Source organism: Claveliimonas monacensis (assembly GCF_014982975.1).
GTDB lineage: Bacteria > Bacillota > Clostridia > Lachnospirales > Lachnospiraceae > Claveliimonas > Claveliimonas monacensis.
This window is the reverse complement of record NZ_JADCKL010000001.1, coordinates 422112-437496: the sequence shown is the minus strand read 5'-3', so window position 1 is coordinate 437496 and position 15385 is coordinate 422112. Positions and strand designations below refer to the sequence as shown.

The window sequence follows — 15385 nt, the reverse complement described above, 5'->3', positions numbered from 1 at the left end:
CTGCCGATACTTTACTAAAAAAAAGGAGTTGTCCTTATGAAGAGAAAGTTGAGTATCGGTTTTTTCACTGCCACTCTGGCAGCCTTTATCATTCTGGCCGCGGCCTATCATTTTACCTATGAGAGAGCGGTGGAGCGGGCCCGGGAGGAAGTGGCCCTCGCCGGACAGGAGGAAGAAGAGGAGGAGCAGCAGAGCGGACAGACTGTGACCACAGAGGGAGACGCGGTAAAGGAGGACGCTTACTATCTGATGGAAGTCAATGGATATGTAGTGGTTTTCCTGAGTGACAAAAAGACGGCTTACGATTACACGAGCATTGAAGTTTCCTCCCTTCCAGCTACAGTGCAAAATGAAGTCAAAAACGGAAAGTATATTGAGAGCACAGAGCTTCTCTACAGCTTTCTTGAGAATTACACGAGCTAGGAGCAGGCCGCTCCAAAATTTACAAAAATATACATGAGGAAGAAAAAATGGATGAAAACAAGATAAAGCGGATCAATGAACTCTACCATAAATCCAAGGCAGAAGGGCTGACTGACGCGGAGAAGAAAGAGCAGCAGCTTTTGCGTCAGGAGTATATCGCATCTGTCAGGGAAAATCTGAGAGGACAGCTGAACAACATATCCATACAGGAAAAAGACGGCTCTGTCACGGATCTCGGAAAGAAATATGGAAGAAAAAAAGGAAATTAGAAAGCGTATCCTGGGTCTAAGGGAGGAGATGGACTGCCTAAACTGGTGGGAAAAGACAGCGGCTATCTTTCATAAAGTGACTGCCTATCCCTGGTTTCAGGAGGCAAATACCATCTATTGCTATGTGGATTTCCGAAATGAGGTCGGGACAGCAGATCTCATGGAAAAGGCCTGGGAAATGGGAAAGTCTGTAGCTGTGCCAAAGACCGACGGGGAGAGAATGGATTTTTACTATATCCGTTCTCTGCAGGAGACGGCTCCGGGAAATTTCGGTGTCAGGGAGCCGGATCCGAGGAAGTGCCGGATGGCGGATGGAAAAGAGGGGCTTTTGATCCTGCCGGGCAGCGCCTTTGATGTGAAGGGATACAGGATAGGCTACGGAAAAGGCTACTATGACAGGTATCTGCAGCTCCACCCGGAGCTTTTGCCCATGGCTGTTGCCTTTGATTTCCAGGTGCTGGAGGGGATTCCCCATGAGGCCCATGACAGAAGGGCGCAGGTGATCGTCACAGACAAAAGAATGATCGAGAACAGATGAGACATACAGAAAATGAAAAAGGAGAGACAGGACAGATGATGAAGAAACTTCCGGGAGATCCGGTGCTGATGCTTGGTGTGGTAAATACAAAGCTGCGGGATTTTTACAGAGATCTGGACGACCTGTGCGACGACATGCAGGTGGATAAGGCGGAGATCACAAAAGCCCTGAAAGGGATTGATTACGAATATGACAGATCCAGAAATCAGTTTATATAAGAAAAGTCAAAGAAAAGCCACTGTTCAGGATAAGTCTGAACAGTGGTTTTTCTCATCGCTTATTTTTTGTGTTTCTGCTCGTTCTGTTTAACCAGCTTCAGCACTGTTCCGGACAACAGGAACAGGGCGATCAAGTTCCCGTATAAGCCCCATCCGAGGATGGTGGAAAAGGCGAAGCAGCACATGGCGATGGCAGTAAGGACAGATACCCATCCGCCGTAAGTATGGAATACCCGAATTTTCGGATCTGGATAAAACCTGTCCGGAAGCTCAGCCACAGGCCGACTCCGATAATGCATACCATTGCGGGAACACCCCAGACAAAACTGTTCACCGCATCATTTACCTGTACAATAACATCCATATTCCTTTTCCCCTGTTTTCTTTCTTTTTTGTGACTATAGTCACTTTTTTCTTATCATATCCCAGTTTTTTGTGCATAACAAGCAAATATATTTCTTTGACAGCAAAGATATTTTTTTCACAGATATAGAATAAAAACAGTGGCTGACTATTTGAGGAGGATTTCCTGTTGCCTGCCATGGTACTGCATGATATAATTCTTAGACGGCGAAATGCCGTCAGCGTAACAATAGTTTTGACTTTGAGGTGATCAGATAAATGATAGAAAACGAAAAATGGAACAGAATATTTAGTGAACCCGTGGAGGAAGCACCTGCTGATGAACCTGAACGGCAGTATTATTTTGTCAAGAAATGTCGTCAGTATGTAGAGAGATTTAAAGAGGAACATGGACATGCGCCCCGCTATAAAATCGTTACCTTCGGCTGCCAGATGAATGCCAGGGACTCGGAGAAGCTGGAGGGTATCCTGCAGGAAGTGGGATATACAGAGGGGCCGGATGAGGAACAGGCAGATTTTGTCATCTACAATACATGTACCGTGCGGGAGAACGCCAACCAGAGAGTATACGGAAGGCTTGGTCAGCTGGGACACGCGAAAAAAGAGAATCCCCATATGATGATTGCTCTTTGCGGCTGTATGATGCAGGAGCCCCAGGTGGTGGAGAAGCTGAAGAAGAGTTACCGGTTCGTGGACATTATCTTCGGCACGCACAATATCTACAAATTTGCGGAGCTGATCGCTACCCGGATGGAGTCGGACCGAATGGTCATTGATATCTGGAAGGACACGGACAGGATCGTGGAGGATCTGCCTGTGGCGAGAAAATATCCGTTCAAGTCCGGTGTCAATATCATGTTCGGGTGCAACAATTTCTGCAGTTACTGCATTGTTCCCTATGTCCGCGGGCGGGAGAGGAGCCGGGATCCCAGAGCCATCATCCGGGAGGTGGAACGCCTGGCTGCCGACGGTGTAGTGGAGATCATGCTCCTTGGGCAGAACGTGAACTCCTACGGAAAGACGCTGGAGCATCCCATGACATTTGCACAGCTTCTTGAGGAGGTGGAGAAGGTGGAGGGGATCGAGCGGATCCGCTTTATGACTTCCCATCCGAAGGATCTGTCTGACGAGCTCATAGAAGTCATGGGAAGATCAAAGAAGATCTGCCGGCATCTCCATCTGCCGGTGCAGTCGGGAAGCAGCCGGATCCTGCAGAAGATGAACCGCCGGTATACAAAGGAGCAGTATCTGAACCTTGTGGACAAAATACGGGCTGCGGTGCCGGACATCTCTCTTACAACGGATATTATTGTGGGATTTCCGGGAGAGACGGAGGAAGACTTCCAGGAGACGCTGGATGTGGTGCGCAAAGTGAGGTATGACAGCGCCTTTACTTTTATCTACTCAAAGAGGACAGGAACGCCCGCAGCAGCCATGGAGGAGCAGGTTCCCCAGGATGTGGTGAAGGATCGTTTTGACAGGCTTCTCAAGGAAGTGCAGGAGATAGCCGGGGAGGTGTGCGGCGTTCACCAGGGAACCGTGCAGGAGGTGCTGGTGGAGTCGGTCAACGACCATGATCCATCCCTTATGACCGGGCGCATGAGCAACAATCTTCTGGTCCACTTCCCGGGAGATGAACAGCTGATCGGGAAGCTGGTGCAGGTCCGCCTGGAAGACTGCAGAGGATTTTACTATCTGGGACATATGGTGTAAAATGCCATTTATAATTTGGACAGGAAACGCTCACACTATATAGGAGACTATACAGTGAGGGCGTTTTTTAATGGAAAAATACAGGAAAAAAATTTGTGAATATCTGCTGATCTGGCTTGTGGGAGGGTGCCTTTACTACACCTTTGAGGTGGTCTTCCGGGGATTCTCCCACTGGAGCATGTTTGTTCTGGGAGGAATCTGCATGTGTTTTTGTGCCTGGCAGGGGAGTGTGCGGGAGTGGAGAGATCCCATGTGGATGCAGATGTTAAGATGCATGGTCTTTATCACATCCTGTGAATTTATCACAGGAATCATTGTCAATAAGTGGATGGGATGGCATGTATGGGATTACACCGGGATGCCCCTGCAGCTCTTTGGTCAGATCTGTGTGCCCTTTATGCTTCTCTTTTCTGCGCTGAGCGCAGTAGGTATTTACCTGGGAGGAATGATCCTGTGGAGGATATTTGGCGAGAAAAAACCGCATTTTTTCCTGATTTAATTTGTCGGGGAAATATGCTATACTAACTATGTATGCCTGCGGGTGTGCGCACCAAAGATAAGAACAGCAAAGGAGAACTTACATGGCTGAATTAACCCCCATGATGCAGCAGTACGTGGATACGAAGAAACAATATAAAGACTGCATCCTGTTTTATAGATTGGGAGATTTTTATGAGATGTTTTTTGAGGATGCCATCACAGCATCCCGGGAACTGGAGATCACGCTGACAGGAAAGAACTGCGGCCTGGAAGAGAGAGCGCCCATGTGCGGCGTGCCCTATCATGCAGTGGACAGTTACCTGAGCCGCCTGGTCAAGAAGGGATACAAAGTGGCTATCTGTGAGCAGATGGAGGACCCGGCCACAGCCAAGGGCCTGGTCAAAAGAGAAGTAGTGCGGATCGTCACGCCGGGGACCACAGTGGATCCCCAGGCCCTGGACGAGACGAAAAACAATTATATCATGTGTGTGGCCTACATTGGAGACACTTACGGCGTCTCTGTGGCTGATGTGACAACAGGAGAGTACTTTGTGACGGAGATCGGGGACAGCAGCATGCTCTTTGATGAGATCACCCATCTGATGCCCTCGGAGCTGATCTGCAATGAGGCATTTTACATGAGCGGCATGGACCTGGATGATCTGAAGGAACGGCTGGGGATCACGATCTATGCCCTGGATGCCTGGTACTTTGACGATGCTATCTGCCGCAGGACACTGGAGGAGCATTTTAAGGTGAGCTCTATGGAGAGCCTTGGAATCGGGGATTTTGACTGCGGAGTCATCGGCGCCGGCGCTCTCCTTGTCTATCTGAAGGAGACACAGAAGACGGACCTTGCCCAGCTCTCTCATCTGACCCGGTATGTGACGGGAAAATATATGGTCCTGGACAGTTCCACCAGGAGGAATCTTGAACTCAGTGAGACGCTGCGGGAAAAGCAGAAGAGAGGCTCTTTTCTGTGGGTGCTGGACAAGACCAAGACGGCCATGGGCGCCAGGATGCTGCGCAAGCAGCTGGAGCAGCCGCTCATAGACAAAAAGCAGATCGAGAAGCGGCTGGACGCGGTGGAGGAGCTGAAGGACAATGCCATCTGCAGGGAGGAGATCCGGGAGTATCTCACGCCGGTCTACGATCTGGAGAGACTTCTCAGCAAGATCACCTACAAGTCCGCTAACCCAAGAGACCTGACCGCCTTTTACAGTTCCCTCTCCATGCTGCCCCACATCCGGTGTATTCTGGAGGATCTTAAGGCGCCTTTGCTGCAGGAGATCCTGGAGGAGATGGATGCCCTGGAGGATATCTGTGACCTGATCGGAAGAGCCATCTGCGAGGAACCGCCTCTTGCCATGAAAGAGGGCGGCATCATCCGGGAAGGCTACAGCGAGGAAGTGGACAGACTGCGAAATGCAAAGACCGAGGGGAAGGACTGGCTGGCCAAGCTGGAGGAGGAAGAGCGGGAGAAGACAGGCATCAAAAACCTGCGGATCAAATTCAACAAAGTGTTCGGGTACTATCTGGAAGTGACTAACTCTTTTAAAAATCTGGTTCCCGACTACTACACGCGTAAGCAGACCCTGGCCAATGCAGAGCGCTATATCACACCCCGTCTCAAGGAGCTGGAGGATACGATCCTGGGGGCGGAAGACAAACTGTACGCCCTGGAGTATGAGCTGTACTGTGAAGTCCGGGACACTGTGGGAAAAGAAGTGGTGCGCATCCAGAATACGGCAAAGGCGGTGGCCCAGCTTGACATGTTGGCTTCCCTGGCTGTGGTGGCAGAGAGAAACCGGTACGTGCGCCCCAAGATCAATGAGAAGGGTGTCATCAATATCAAAGACGGGCGGCATCCGGTGGTGGAAAAGATGATCCCGGGCGATATGTTCATTGCCAACGATACATATCTGGACGACAAAAAGGACAGGATCTCCATCATCACCGGGCCCAATATGGCCGGAAAATCCACCTACATGCGGCAGACAGCCCTCATTGTGCTGATGGCCCAGGTGGGCTCTTTTGTGCCGGCTGCCAGCGCGGATATCGGGATCGTGGACCGGATCTTTACCCGAGTGGGCGCTTCCGATGACCTGGCTTCCGGCCAGAGCACCTTCATGGTGGAGATGACGGAGGTGGCCAATATCCTCCGGAACGCGACGCGCCACAGCCTCCTCATCCTGGATGAGATCGGGAGAGGCACCAGCACCTTCGACGGACTGAGCATTGCCTGGGCTGTGGTGGAGCACATCAGCAACACCAAGCTGCTGGGAGCCAAGACGCTGTTCGCCACCCACTACCATGAGCTGACAGAGCTGGAGGGCAAGATCGACAATGTGCATAATTACTGCATCGCGGTGAAAGAGAAGGGGGACGACATTGTCTTCCTGCGAAAGATCGTGAAAGGAGGCGCGGACAGAAGCTACGGCATACAGGTAGCCAAGCTGGCCGGCGTGCCGGATCCAGTCATAGAGCGGGCTAAGGAGATCGCGGAGGAGCTGTCCTACGCGGATATCACGACAAGGGTGAAAGATATTGCGTCGGCGGGCAAGGAGACGAAGAAGAAGGCAAAGAAGTACGATGAGGTGGATCTGGCCCAAATGTCCCTCTTTGACACGGTCAGAGATGACGATGTACTGGAGGAGATCAAGAATCTGGATGTCAGCCATCTCACCCCTATCGACGCGTTGAATACGCTGTATCAGCTGCAGAATAAATTGAAGAACAGGTGGTAATATGAGCAGAATACAGGTTTTAGACCAGGTAACCATAGACAAGATCGCAGCCGGGGAAGTGATCGAGCGGCCGGCTTCCATTGTAAAGGAACTCATGGAGAATGCCATAGACGCAGGAGCCACCTCCATCACAGTTGAGATCAAAGACGGAGGTATCTCTTTTATCCGGGTGACGGACAACGGCTGCGGCATTGAGCTGGAGGACATCCCGTCCGCCTTTCTCCGGCACTCTACCAGCAAGATCCGCTCTGCGGAAGATCTGTCCCATATCTCTTCCCTGGGATTCAGAGGGGAGGCTCTCTCCAGCATTGCGGCTGTGGCTCAGGTGGAACTGATCACAAAGACAAAGGACAGTACCTTTGGCGCCTCTTACAGGATCGAGGGGGGCAAGGGAGGGCATCCGGAGGAGACCGGGGCGCCGGACGGCACCACCTTCCTTGTGCGGCAGCTCTTCTACAATACGCCGGCCAGGCGCAAGTTCCTGAAGACGCCTATGACAGAGGCCAGCCATGTGGGAGATCTGGTCACTAGGCTCTCCCTGTCCCATCCGGAGATCTCTTTCCAGTTCCGCAACAACGGACAGTCCAAACTGCACACTTCCGGAAACGGAAGGCTCCGGGATGTGATCTACCACGTGTACGGCCGGGAGATCGCCTCCCATCTGCTGGAAGTGGAATATGAGGGCAGAGGCATCCGCATCACCGGCTGTATCGGGGAGCCTGTGGTCTCCAGAGGGAACCGGAATTTTGAAAATTATTTTATCAATGGCAGATATGTGAAGAGCAGTGTGATCTCGAAGGCTATTGAAGATGCCTACAAGGATTTTCAGATGCAGCATAAGTACCCCTTTACGGTTCTGCATATTCAGGTAGACACGGAGATCGTGGATGTAAATGTGCACCCAACTAAGATGGAAGTTCGCTTCCAGAATCAGCAGGAAATGTACAACTGTGTCTGCGAGGCCATTGCACGGTCTCTTCGTCATGATGAGCTGATCCCCCAGATTGATCTGCCTGATCCTCCGGAGATGACAAAGACCATTGCCCAAAACACGGCAGAAAATATAGAAAAACAGAGCGTACTCTTTAAAAAACAGCCTGAAAGCAGCGGGCAGAACGTGCAGACTCAGCCGGCGCAGCCGGACCGGGAACCGCGAAAAGATCTGGACTATTTTATGAAGAAAATGAGAGAGAGAGTTCTCTCCTATCACCAGCAGAATGGGGCAGCAGAGGTAAAGGAGCAGGGGCAGATCCGCGAGACGGAGGCGGCCCGGGATCGGATCAGAGAAGCGGTAAATTACCGGGTGGAGATTGAAAAAACAGAGCACGTTCCAGAAATAACTAAGGAGCAAAAAGAAAAAACAGAGCACGCTCCAAAACAGCTTGATCTTTTTGAGGAGAAGCTGCTCAGTCCACAGGCGGCCTCTCAGTACCGGATCATCGGGCAGATCTTTGAGACGTACTGGCTGGTGGAGTTCAAGGACAATCTCTATATTATCGATCAGCACGCTGCCCATGAGCGCGTCCTCTATGAGAAGACACTGGCCGGGATGAAGACAAGAGACTTCACGTCCCAGATCATCAGTCCGCCCATTATCCTGAACCTGACTATGCAGGAAGCGCAGCTTCTCAATACATATATGGATCAGTTTACAAGGATCGGCTTTGAGATCGAAGAGTTCGGTCAGGACTCTTACGCTGTGCGGGCAGTGCCGGACAATCTTTTCAGTATTGCCAAAAGAGATCTTCTCATGGAGATGATTGACAGCTTATCGGATGAGATTTATACTGGACTGGCGCCGGACATCATTGACGAGAAGATCGCATCCATGTCCTGTAAGGCGGCGGTGAAGGGAAATATGAGACTTTCCTCCAGGGAGGTGGAGACTCTCATAGGAGAACTCCTTCAGCTTGAGAATCCCTACCACTGTCCCCATGGACGGCCTACGATCATTGCTATGAGCAGGCGCGAACTGGAAAAGAAATTCAAGAGGATCGTGTGATGAAACAGCCACTTATCGTGTTGACAGGCCCCACTGCTGTGGGCAAGACAAAAGCGTCCATCTGCCTTGCGAAGAGGATCGGCGGTGAGATCATTTCCGCCGACTCCATGCAGGTGTACCGCCATATGGATATCGGCTCCGCCAAGATCCGCCCTGAGGAGATGGAGGGGGTTCCCCACTATCTGGTGGATGTGCTGGAGCCTTCAGAAGAGTTCAATGTGGTGAAATTCCAGGCCATGGCCAGGGACGCGGTGGAGAAGATCTGCGCAAACGGGCACATCCCTATTGTGGTGGGGGGCACGGGATTTTACATACAGGCTCTCCTGTACGACATCGACTTTACGGACGGGGGAGAGGATGAGAGCTGCCGCAGAGAGCTGGAGGCCTTTGCCCGTGAGCAGGGCGCAGCTGCGCTTCACGCCCGGCTGGCACAGGTGGATGAGGCGTCTGCGAAAGTGATCCACCCCAACAATGTAAAGCGGGTGATCCGGGCTCTGGAATTCTACTATCAGACAGGGGAGAAGATATCGGAGCACAATGAGCGGGAGAGGCAGCGCAGCTCCCCCTACAATTTTCGGTATTTTGTTCTGAACGATGACAGGAGCAGACTGTACCAGCGCATTGACAGGAGAGTGGACCAGATGATGGAGGCGGGACTTGTAGAAGAGGTGCGCCGCCTGAAAGAGATGGGGCTTCGCCCCGGTATGGTGTCCATGCAGGGGCTGGGCTACAAGGAGATACTGGATTACCTGGACGGCGGATGCAGCCTGGAGGAGGCTGTCTACAGGATCAAGCGGGATACGAGGCACTTTGCCAAGCGCCAGATCACCTGGTTTAAGAGGGAGAAAGACGTGATCTGGATCGACAAGCCTTTGTATGATTACGATGAAGAAAAAATAGTGGAGGCAATGCTTTCCCACATAACGGAGGGAGTAGAAGGGATATGTTTAGAGGATTATTCGGGGGCTCCAGATTTTTAAAAAAGATGAATCCGCTCATGGAGCTCTATTCATACAGCAAAAATTCAGAGAAGACATATAAGGAGCTGATGGCTTTAGAGCCCCTTGCCAGGACCAAGGGGGAGAAGGCCATGTTCAATCTGAACCGGGCAGGCCTTTTATATGATATGTACAAATACGAGGAGGCGGCGGACGTGATGAGGGAGATCCCGTCCATCAACCCGGAGTTTGACGCCCAGTGCGCCCAGATGAAGACCCGTATCATGGCGGCGATAACAAGGGGCGAGCACCGCTAGACGGCTGGCGCGGGCAGGATTATAAACAGAAATGTAAAGAAGGAGAAAGATAAATGCAGGATGAACAGATCACCCGGATGTACGAACAGCTGGGAATATCCAAGGACGTGTACAGATTTGGAACGCAGATAGAGGAGAAGCTTAGAGACAGATTTGAGGCTATTGACCGGACAGCTGAGTACAACCAGCTGAAAGTGATCCATGCGATGCAGGAGAACCGGGTGAGCGAGGGATGTTTCCACTACACCAGCGGCTACGGCTATGACGATATGGGAAGAGAGACGCTGGAGAAGGTATACGCCAGCGTGTTCCATACAGAGAGTGCCCTGGTGCGTCCTCAGATCGCCTGCGGCACCCACGCCCTGGCTATAGCACTCGGGGCCAATCTGCGTCCGGGGGACGAGCTTCTCTCTCCGGTAGGAAAGCCCTATGACACCCTGGAAGAAGTCATTGGCATCCGCCCCTCCTCAGGATCCCTGGCGGAGTATGGCGTGACCTACAGGCAGGTGGACCTTTTGGAGGACGGTACCTTTGACTACGAAAATATTGAAAAGGCCATAAATGAAAAGACCAAGCTGGTGACGATCCAGCGGTCCAAGGGATACCAGACCCGCCCCAGCTTTTCTGTGGCGCAGATCGGAGAGCTGATCGCCTTTGTGAAGAAGATCCGCCCGGATGTGATCTGTATGGTGGACAACTGCTACGGTGAATTTGTGGAGCTGCAGGAGCCAAGCGATGTGGGAGCAGACATGGTGGTGGGCTCTCTGATCAAAAATCCGGGCGGCGGCCTGGCGCCCATCGGCGGGTATATTGCAGGGCGGGAGGATCTCATTGAGAACTGTGCCTACCGTCTTACATCCCCCGGCCTGGGCCGGGAGGTAGGTGCCTCTCTGGGGGTTATGCAGTCCTTCTATCAGGGACTTTTCCTGGCGCCCACTGTGGTAGCCAGCGCTCTGAAGGGAGCTATCCTGGCTGCCAATATCTATGAGACGTGCGGCTTTAAAGTAGTGCCGGATGGAAAGGAGAGCCGCCACGATATCATCCAGGCGGTGGAGCTTGGCACACCGGAGGGCGTCATCGCCTTCTGCCAGGGGATCCAGGCGGCTGCCCCGGTGGATTCCTATGTGACGCCGGAGCCCTGGGCTATGCCGGGGTATGACAGCGACGTAATCATGGCGGCAGGTGCTTTTGTGCAGGGCTCCTCCATCGAGCTCTCGGCGGACGCACCCATCAAACCGCCCTATGCAGTCTACTTCCAGGGGGGACTTACCTGGCCCCACGCAAAGCTGGGTATCCTGATGTCCCTGGAATACCTGGTGCGGAAAGGGCTGGTCACTCTATGAGAATACTGATCGCAGGAGGCGGGGCGTCCGGCATGACTGCTGCCATAGCGGCAGCCAGGCAGGGCGCCCGGGTGACGATACTGGAGAAAAAAGAGATGCCCGGCAAAAAGATCCTCTCTACGGGGAACGGGCGGTGCAATCTCACGAATATGGATATGAAGGCAGTGTATTTCCGGGGCGGAGACAGCAGGATTGTGGAAGAGGTTCTTGCAAAGTTCGGTCCGGAGGATACGCTGCGCTTTTTTGAGGGGCTGGGACTTCTGACTAAGACAAGGGGAACCCTTGTCTACCCGGCCAGCGACCAGGCTGCCGCTGTGCGGGAGGCACTGTCCATGGAGCTGAAGCGGCTGGGGGTGGAGGTCTGCACCGGCATGACAGTAGAAAGAGCCGAGGCGGGAAGAGAGGGGGTTCGGCTGCTGGCTTCCGGGGCGGAGGGACGCCGCTCCTTTTCCGGCGATGCCCTGATCCTGGCTGCCGGAGGCAAGGCGGCGCCGGCTCTTGGTTCTGACGGCAGCGGCTACGCCCTGGCAAAATCCCTGGGACACACGGTCATCCGTCCCCTCCCGGCCCTGGTGCAGCTTAAGTCTGACGAGGGCTTTACAGGAAAGCTGGCGGGCGTCCGGACAGACGCCTCCGTCAGTCTGTATGTGGCGGGAGAGAAAGTCTGTTCCGATGCGGGGGAGGTGCAGTTTACCGACTATGGCATCTCCGGTATCCCGGTCTTCCAGGTGAGCCGCTTTGCGGCCAAAGCCCTGGAACAGAAAAGAGAGGTCTGGGTTGTCCTTGATCTCTTGCCCGGGATGACAGAAGAGGAAGTGCTGGCTCTTCTGGCCGGGAGGAAGCCTGTTTTTGCAGACAATACGGCGGAGGAGTTTCTGCATGGACTGCTGCACAGGAAGCTGGCTCCGGTGCTGCTGACAGGAAGCCGCATCCGCTGGAAAGAGAAGATGGAGCATGTGGACGGGGAAGCTTTGGAACGTCTTGCGCAGACCTGCAAGCATTTCCGGATCCGGATCACAGGCACCAACTCCTTCGACCAGGCCCAGGTGTGCGCCGGCGGGGTGCCACTGTCAGAAATCAGAGGGGACACTATGGAATCCCGGGTGACCCGGGGACTTTTCTTTGCGGGAGAGATACTGGATGTGGATGGCATGTGCGGCGGGTACAACCTGCAGTGGGCCTGGGCCACAGGCTGGCTGGCCGGCAGAGCGGCCGCCGGAGCAAAGAGACCGAAGAAAGAACAGAAAAAGAGATAGATCAGGAGGCGGCGATGATACGTATTCAACAGCTGAAACTGCACACGGGACATTCAGAAGCACAGCTTGAAGAGAAGATCCGAAAAACTCTGCGGATCAGGGAGGGGGAGAACTTCTCTTATCGGATCGTGAGGCGCTCCCTGGACGCCAGGAAGAAGCCGGAGCTTTTCTATGTGTACACGGTGGATGTGTCCACAAAGGGGGAGAAGGCTCTTCTGCGGAAGAACCGGAACAAACATGTCCAGGAGAGCAGAGAAGTCAGATACAGCTTTCCGGAGCCCGGATCTGAGAAGATGCACTGCCGGCCTGTGGTGGCGGGCTTTGGGCCGGCCGGACTTTTTGCTGCCTATATGCTGGCTCTCCACGGTTACCGTCCGGTGGTGGTGGAGAGAGGGATGGATGCCCTGCAGCGGAAAAAAGATGTGGAGACATTCTGGGAGACAGGCGTCCTGGACGTCCGCTCCAATGTCCAGTTCGGGGAGGGCGGAGCCGGCACATTCTCCGACGGAAAGCTGAATACGCTTGTAAAAGACAAATATGGAAGAAATCGGAAGGTCCTGGAGATCCTGTGTGACCACGGGGCGCCGGAGGAGATCGCCTACGATGCGAAACCTCACATTGGGACGGATCTTCTGATCCAGGTGGTCACCCGGATGCGGGAGGAGATCATAAGGATGGGAGGGCAGGTGTGTTTTCACACCCAGCTTGTATCGGCAGAACCGGCTGCCCCGTTAGGCCGTGATGCAGAAGAGGGGTCCCTGTCTCTGGTCCTTGAGGACACGCTGACAGGAAAGAGGAGGGAGGAGACGACCCAGGCTCTGATCCTGGCCATTGGCCACAGTGCCCGGGACACCTTCGCCATGCTCCGTGACAGAGGGGTTCCCATGGAGGCCAAATCCTTCGCGGTGGGTGTCCGGGCCGAACATCCTCAGTCCATGATCGACGCGGATCAGTATGGGACGAAGGAGGGAGCGGACCGCCCCGACGGACTGCCTGCTGCCGCCTACAAGCTGACCTGCCAGCTTCCTGAGGGGCGGGGTGTCTACACCTTCTGCATGTGTCCCGGGGGCTACGTGGTGAACGCTTCCTCTGAGGAGGGAAGGGTGGCTGTGAACGGCATGAGCTACCACGACCGGGCCGGACGAAACGCCAACAGCGCTGTCATTGTCACAGTGACACCGGAGGACTTCGGCGGGGAAGACCCGCTGGCGGGCGTGGAGTTCCAGAGAAAACTGGAGGAGAGAGCCTGCCAGGCGGGCCAAGGGAAAGTGCCGGTGCAGCTCTTTGGTGATTTCTGCCGCGGGAAGATCTCGGAGCGGATCGGGGAGGTGAAGCCCCAGATCAAGGGAGGCTTTTCTTTTGGAGATGTCCGGGGGATCTTCCCGGAGGAGATAGGCGATGCCATTGAAAGGGGCATCCGGGAGTTCGGGAGGAAGCTGCCCGGCTATGACCGGGAGGACGCGGTCCTCTCCGGCGTGGAGAGCCGCACCTCCTCCCCGGTGCGGATCCTTCGGGATGAAGGACTGGAGAGCAGCCTGCGCGGACTCTATCCCTGCGGCGAGGGCGCAGGCTATGCGGGCGGTATTATGTCGGCTGCTATGGACGGCATGAAGGTGGCTGAAGCTGTCGCCAGAAAATACCGTCCCTTCGACAAAGACGCGAATGATTAAGAAATTTTTAATGGAATGAGTCTATACACTTTTTTTGAAATATGATAGAATATATTGAGTTTTTGAAAGAAAACTTAAGAATGATGTGAGGTGGAGTACATATGAGAGGAGCAGGCAATAAAAATTCCTGGGCCTTATTTCTGCTTATTCTGGCAGGAATTGTCCTGGGAGGTTTTATCGGCATGCTGGCACAGGATACAGGGGCTTTGAGCTGGCTTAACTACGGACAGACATTCGGTCTGGATGAACCGGTTGTGCTGAATCTGGGCATACTTGTCATTACCTTCGGACTGTCTGTAAGAATTACAATAGCCAGTATTATCGGAATGGTTCTGGCAATCATAATCTATCGCTTCCTGTAACAAGGACTCTTCGGGAGTGTTATAGGTGTCTGCAAAAGATGACTCAGAAAAACACAAATACAATGAAAGATCTCCTGGAGTCTGAACGTCCGTATGAGAAGTGCGAGCGGCTGGGAGAAAAGAATTTAAGTGACGCAGAACTTCTGGCCGTCATATTGAGGACCGGGACAAAAGGAGAAAATGTCCTGGAAATATGCCGCCGTATCCTGACGGCAGGGGGCGGCAGCCTTGATGCACTGCACGGGTTTACGAGGGAAAAGTTTCAGAAGATAAGAGGAGTAGGCCGGGTGAAATCCATCCAGCTCATCTGTCTTATGGAGCTGGCCAGAAGGCTGGCAAAGGAGACGGCGCTGAAGGAGCTGAATTTTTCCTCCCCCGCATCGGTGGCCAGGTACTATATGGAAGACATGCGCCACCTTAGTCAGGAGCATATGAAGCTCCTGATGCTGAATACAAAATCTGCACTGATCGGGGAGAGAGACGTGTACAAGGGGACGGTGAACGCCTCCTTAGTCAACCCCAGGGAGATTTTTGTGGAGGCTCTTCAGAGAGAGGCAGTGTCCATTATCCTGCTGCATAATCATCCCAGCGGCGATCCGGCTCCAAGCGGGGCAGATCTGGCCGCCACGGAGAGGATCCGGCAGGCAGGAGATTTAATTGGCATAGAACTGTTAGATCATATCATTATTGGGAATAATTGTTATATCAGCTTCCGGGAAGAGGGGCTGCTATACACGAAAGGATAA

At 53.4% G+C, this 15385-nt stretch carries 16 protein-coding genes and 1 pseudogene; 15 read left to right on the top strand and 2 right to left on the bottom strand.

Going from position 1 to position 15385, the window contains the following annotated elements:
• Positions 1–36: 36 nt before the first annotated feature.
• The 4 genes from INF30_RS02115 to INF30_RS02100 are packed head-to-tail and all read left to right on the top strand — an operon-like array spanning position 37 to position 1448.
• Positions 37–423 carry a hypothetical protein gene (locus INF30_RS02115; RefSeq protein WP_076777361.1) on the top strand — a complete coding sequence of 129 codons (387 nt, stop codon included), beginning with the start codon at positions 37–39 and terminating at the stop codon, positions 421–423.
• 47 nt (positions 424–470) lie between these two features.
• A complete protein-coding gene (locus tag INF30_RS02110) occupies positions 471–692 on the top strand; it encodes a DUF896 domain-containing protein (RefSeq protein WP_076777362.1) in 222 nt (73 codons plus the stop codon).
• Positions 670–1230: a 5-formyltetrahydrofolate cyclo-ligase gene (locus tag INF30_RS02105; protein WP_226394077.1), complete on the top strand. Its 561-nt coding sequence runs from the start codon at positions 670–672 to the stop codon at positions 1228–1230. Before INF30_RS02110 ends, INF30_RS02105 begins: the two co-directional genes overlap by 23 nt.
• 35 nt (positions 1231–1265) lie before the next feature.
• Positions 1266–1448, top strand: a complete 183-nt coding sequence (locus INF30_RS02100; protein ID WP_076780834.1) for a DUF4250 domain-containing protein — start codon at positions 1266–1268, stop codon at positions 1446–1448.
• A gap of 59 nt (positions 1449–1507) precedes the next feature.
• Here the strand turns inward: INF30_RS02100 and INF30_RS02095 are convergent, their stop codons facing one another.
• Positions 1508–1726, bottom strand: coding sequence for a hypothetical protein (locus INF30_RS02095; RefSeq protein WP_226394189.1), 219 nt, complete (start codon positions 1724–1726; stop codon positions 1508–1510).
• Positions 1657–1812: pseudogene (locus INF30_RS14830) on the bottom strand (alanine/glycine:cation symporter family protein); the annotation flags it as partial. The pseudogene INF30_RS14830 and the gene INF30_RS02095, both read right to left, overlap by 70 nt.
• 257 nt (positions 1813–2069) lie before the next feature.
• Between INF30_RS14830 and miaB the strand changes: the two are divergent.
• The 11 genes from miaB to radC all read left to right on the top strand — a co-directional run bounded on the left by miaB (position 2070) and on the right by radC (position 15385).
• Positions 2070–3524, top strand: coding sequence for a tRNA (N6-isopentenyl adenosine(37)-C2)-methylthiotransferase MiaB (miaB, locus tag INF30_RS02085; RefSeq protein WP_076777365.1), 1455 nt, complete (start codon positions 2070–2072; stop codon positions 3522–3524).
• 70 nt (positions 3525–3594) lie between these two features.
• Positions 3595–4023 (top strand): putative ABC transporter permease, encoded by a 429-nt coding sequence (locus tag INF30_RS02080; protein ID WP_076777366.1) that lies wholly within the window; start codon positions 3595–3597, stop codon positions 4021–4023.
• Positions 4024–4105: 82 nt separating this feature from the next.
• Positions 4106–6751 carry a DNA mismatch repair protein MutS gene (gene mutS / locus INF30_RS02075; RefSeq protein ID WP_226394076.1) on the top strand — a complete coding sequence of 882 codons (2646 nt, stop codon included), beginning with the start codon at positions 4106–4108 and terminating at the stop codon, positions 6749–6751.
• Between the two features lies 1 nt (position 6752).
• A complete protein-coding gene (gene mutL / locus INF30_RS02070) occupies positions 6753–8753 on the top strand; it encodes a DNA mismatch repair endonuclease MutL (RefSeq protein ID WP_226394075.1) in 2001 nt (666 codons plus the stop codon).
• Positions 8753–9733 (top strand): tRNA (adenosine(37)-N6)-dimethylallyltransferase MiaA, encoded by a 981-nt coding sequence (gene miaA, locus INF30_RS02065; protein WP_226394074.1) that lies wholly within the window; start codon positions 8753–8755, stop codon positions 9731–9733. Before mutL ends, miaA begins: the two co-directional genes overlap by 1 nt.
• On the top strand, positions 9697–10008 hold the full coding sequence (locus INF30_RS02060) for a hypothetical protein (protein ID WP_226394073.1): 312 nt from the start codon (positions 9697–9699) through the stop codon (positions 10006–10008). Before miaA ends, INF30_RS02060 begins: the two co-directional genes overlap by 37 nt.
• 53 nt (positions 10009–10061) lie before the next feature.
• Positions 10062–11351: a methionine gamma-lyase family protein gene (locus tag INF30_RS02055; RefSeq protein WP_226394072.1), complete on the top strand. Its 1290-nt coding sequence runs from the start codon at positions 10062–10064 to the stop codon at positions 11349–11351.
• Positions 11348–12607: a BaiN/RdsA family NAD(P)/FAD-dependent oxidoreductase gene (locus INF30_RS02050; RefSeq protein WP_226394071.1), complete on the top strand. Its 1260-nt coding sequence runs from the start codon at positions 11348–11350 to the stop codon at positions 12605–12607. Before INF30_RS02055 ends, INF30_RS02050 begins: the two co-directional genes overlap by 4 nt.
• A gap of 14 nt (positions 12608–12621) precedes the next feature.
• Positions 12622–14277 (top strand): NAD(P)/FAD-dependent oxidoreductase, encoded by a 1656-nt coding sequence (locus tag INF30_RS02045; protein ID WP_226394070.1) that lies wholly within the window; start codon positions 12622–12624, stop codon positions 14275–14277.
• A gap of 101 nt (positions 14278–14378) precedes the next feature.
• Entirely contained in the window at positions 14379–14639 is a 261-nt protein-coding gene (locus INF30_RS02040) for a DUF4321 domain-containing protein (RefSeq protein WP_076777373.1), read from the top strand.
• A gap of 38 nt (positions 14640–14677) precedes the next feature.
• Complete coding sequence (radC, locus tag INF30_RS02035; RefSeq protein ID WP_226394069.1) at positions 14678–15385, top strand: RadC family protein; 708 nt, start codon at positions 14678–14680, stop codon at positions 15383–15385.

What these genes read in the sequence shown, in the direction of transcription:
- INF30_RS02110 (WP_076777362.1), top strand. Translation starts at nt 471, where the DNA reads ATGGATGAAAACAAGATAAAGCGGATCAATGAACTCTACCATAAATCC.
- miaB (WP_076777365.1), top strand. Translation starts at nt 2,070, where the DNA reads ATGATAGAAAACGAAAAATGGAACAGAATATTTAGTGAACCCGTGGAG.
- INF30_RS02045 (WP_226394070.1), top strand. Translation starts at nt 12,622, where the DNA reads ATGATACGTATTCAACAGCTGAAACTGCACACGGGACATTCAGAAGCA.
- INF30_RS02055 (WP_226394072.1), top strand. Translation starts at nt 10,062, where the DNA reads ATGCAGGATGAACAGATCACCCGGATGTACGAACAGCTGGGAATATCC.
- INF30_RS02080 (WP_076777366.1), top strand. Translation starts at nt 3,595, where the DNA reads ATGGAAAAATACAGGAAAAAAATTTGTGAATATCTGCTGATCTGGCTT.
- miaA (WP_226394074.1), top strand. Translation starts at nt 8,753, where the DNA reads ATGAAACAGCCACTTATCGTGTTGACAGGCCCCACTGCTGTGGGCAAG.
- INF30_RS02040 (WP_076777373.1), top strand. Translation starts at nt 14,379, where the DNA reads ATGAGAGGAGCAGGCAATAAAAATTCCTGGGCCTTATTTCTGCTTATT.
- INF30_RS02115 (WP_076777361.1), top strand. Translation starts at nt 37, where the DNA reads ATGAAGAGAAAGTTGAGTATCGGTTTTTTCACTGCCACTCTGGCAGCC.
- radC (WP_226394069.1), top strand. Translation starts at nt 14,678, where the DNA reads ATGACTCAGAAAAACACAAATACAATGAAAGATCTCCTGGAGTCTGAA.
- INF30_RS02100 (WP_076780834.1), top strand. Translation starts at nt 1,266, where the DNA reads ATGATGAAGAAACTTCCGGGAGATCCGGTGCTGATGCTTGGTGTGGTA.
- mutL (WP_226394075.1), top strand. Translation starts at nt 6,753, where the DNA reads ATGAGCAGAATACAGGTTTTAGACCAGGTAACCATAGACAAGATCGCA.
- mutS (WP_226394076.1), top strand. Translation starts at nt 4,106, where the DNA reads ATGGCTGAATTAACCCCCATGATGCAGCAGTACGTGGATACGAAGAAA.
- INF30_RS02060 (WP_226394073.1), top strand. Translation starts at nt 9,697, where the DNA reads ATGTTTAGAGGATTATTCGGGGGCTCCAGATTTTTAAAAAAGATGAAT.
- INF30_RS02105 (WP_226394077.1), top strand. Translation starts at nt 670, where the DNA reads ATGGAAGAAAAAAAGGAAATTAGAAAGCGTATCCTGGGTCTAAGGGAG.
- INF30_RS02050 (WP_226394071.1), top strand. Translation starts at nt 11,348, where the DNA reads ATGAGAATACTGATCGCAGGAGGCGGGGCGTCCGGCATGACTGCTGCC.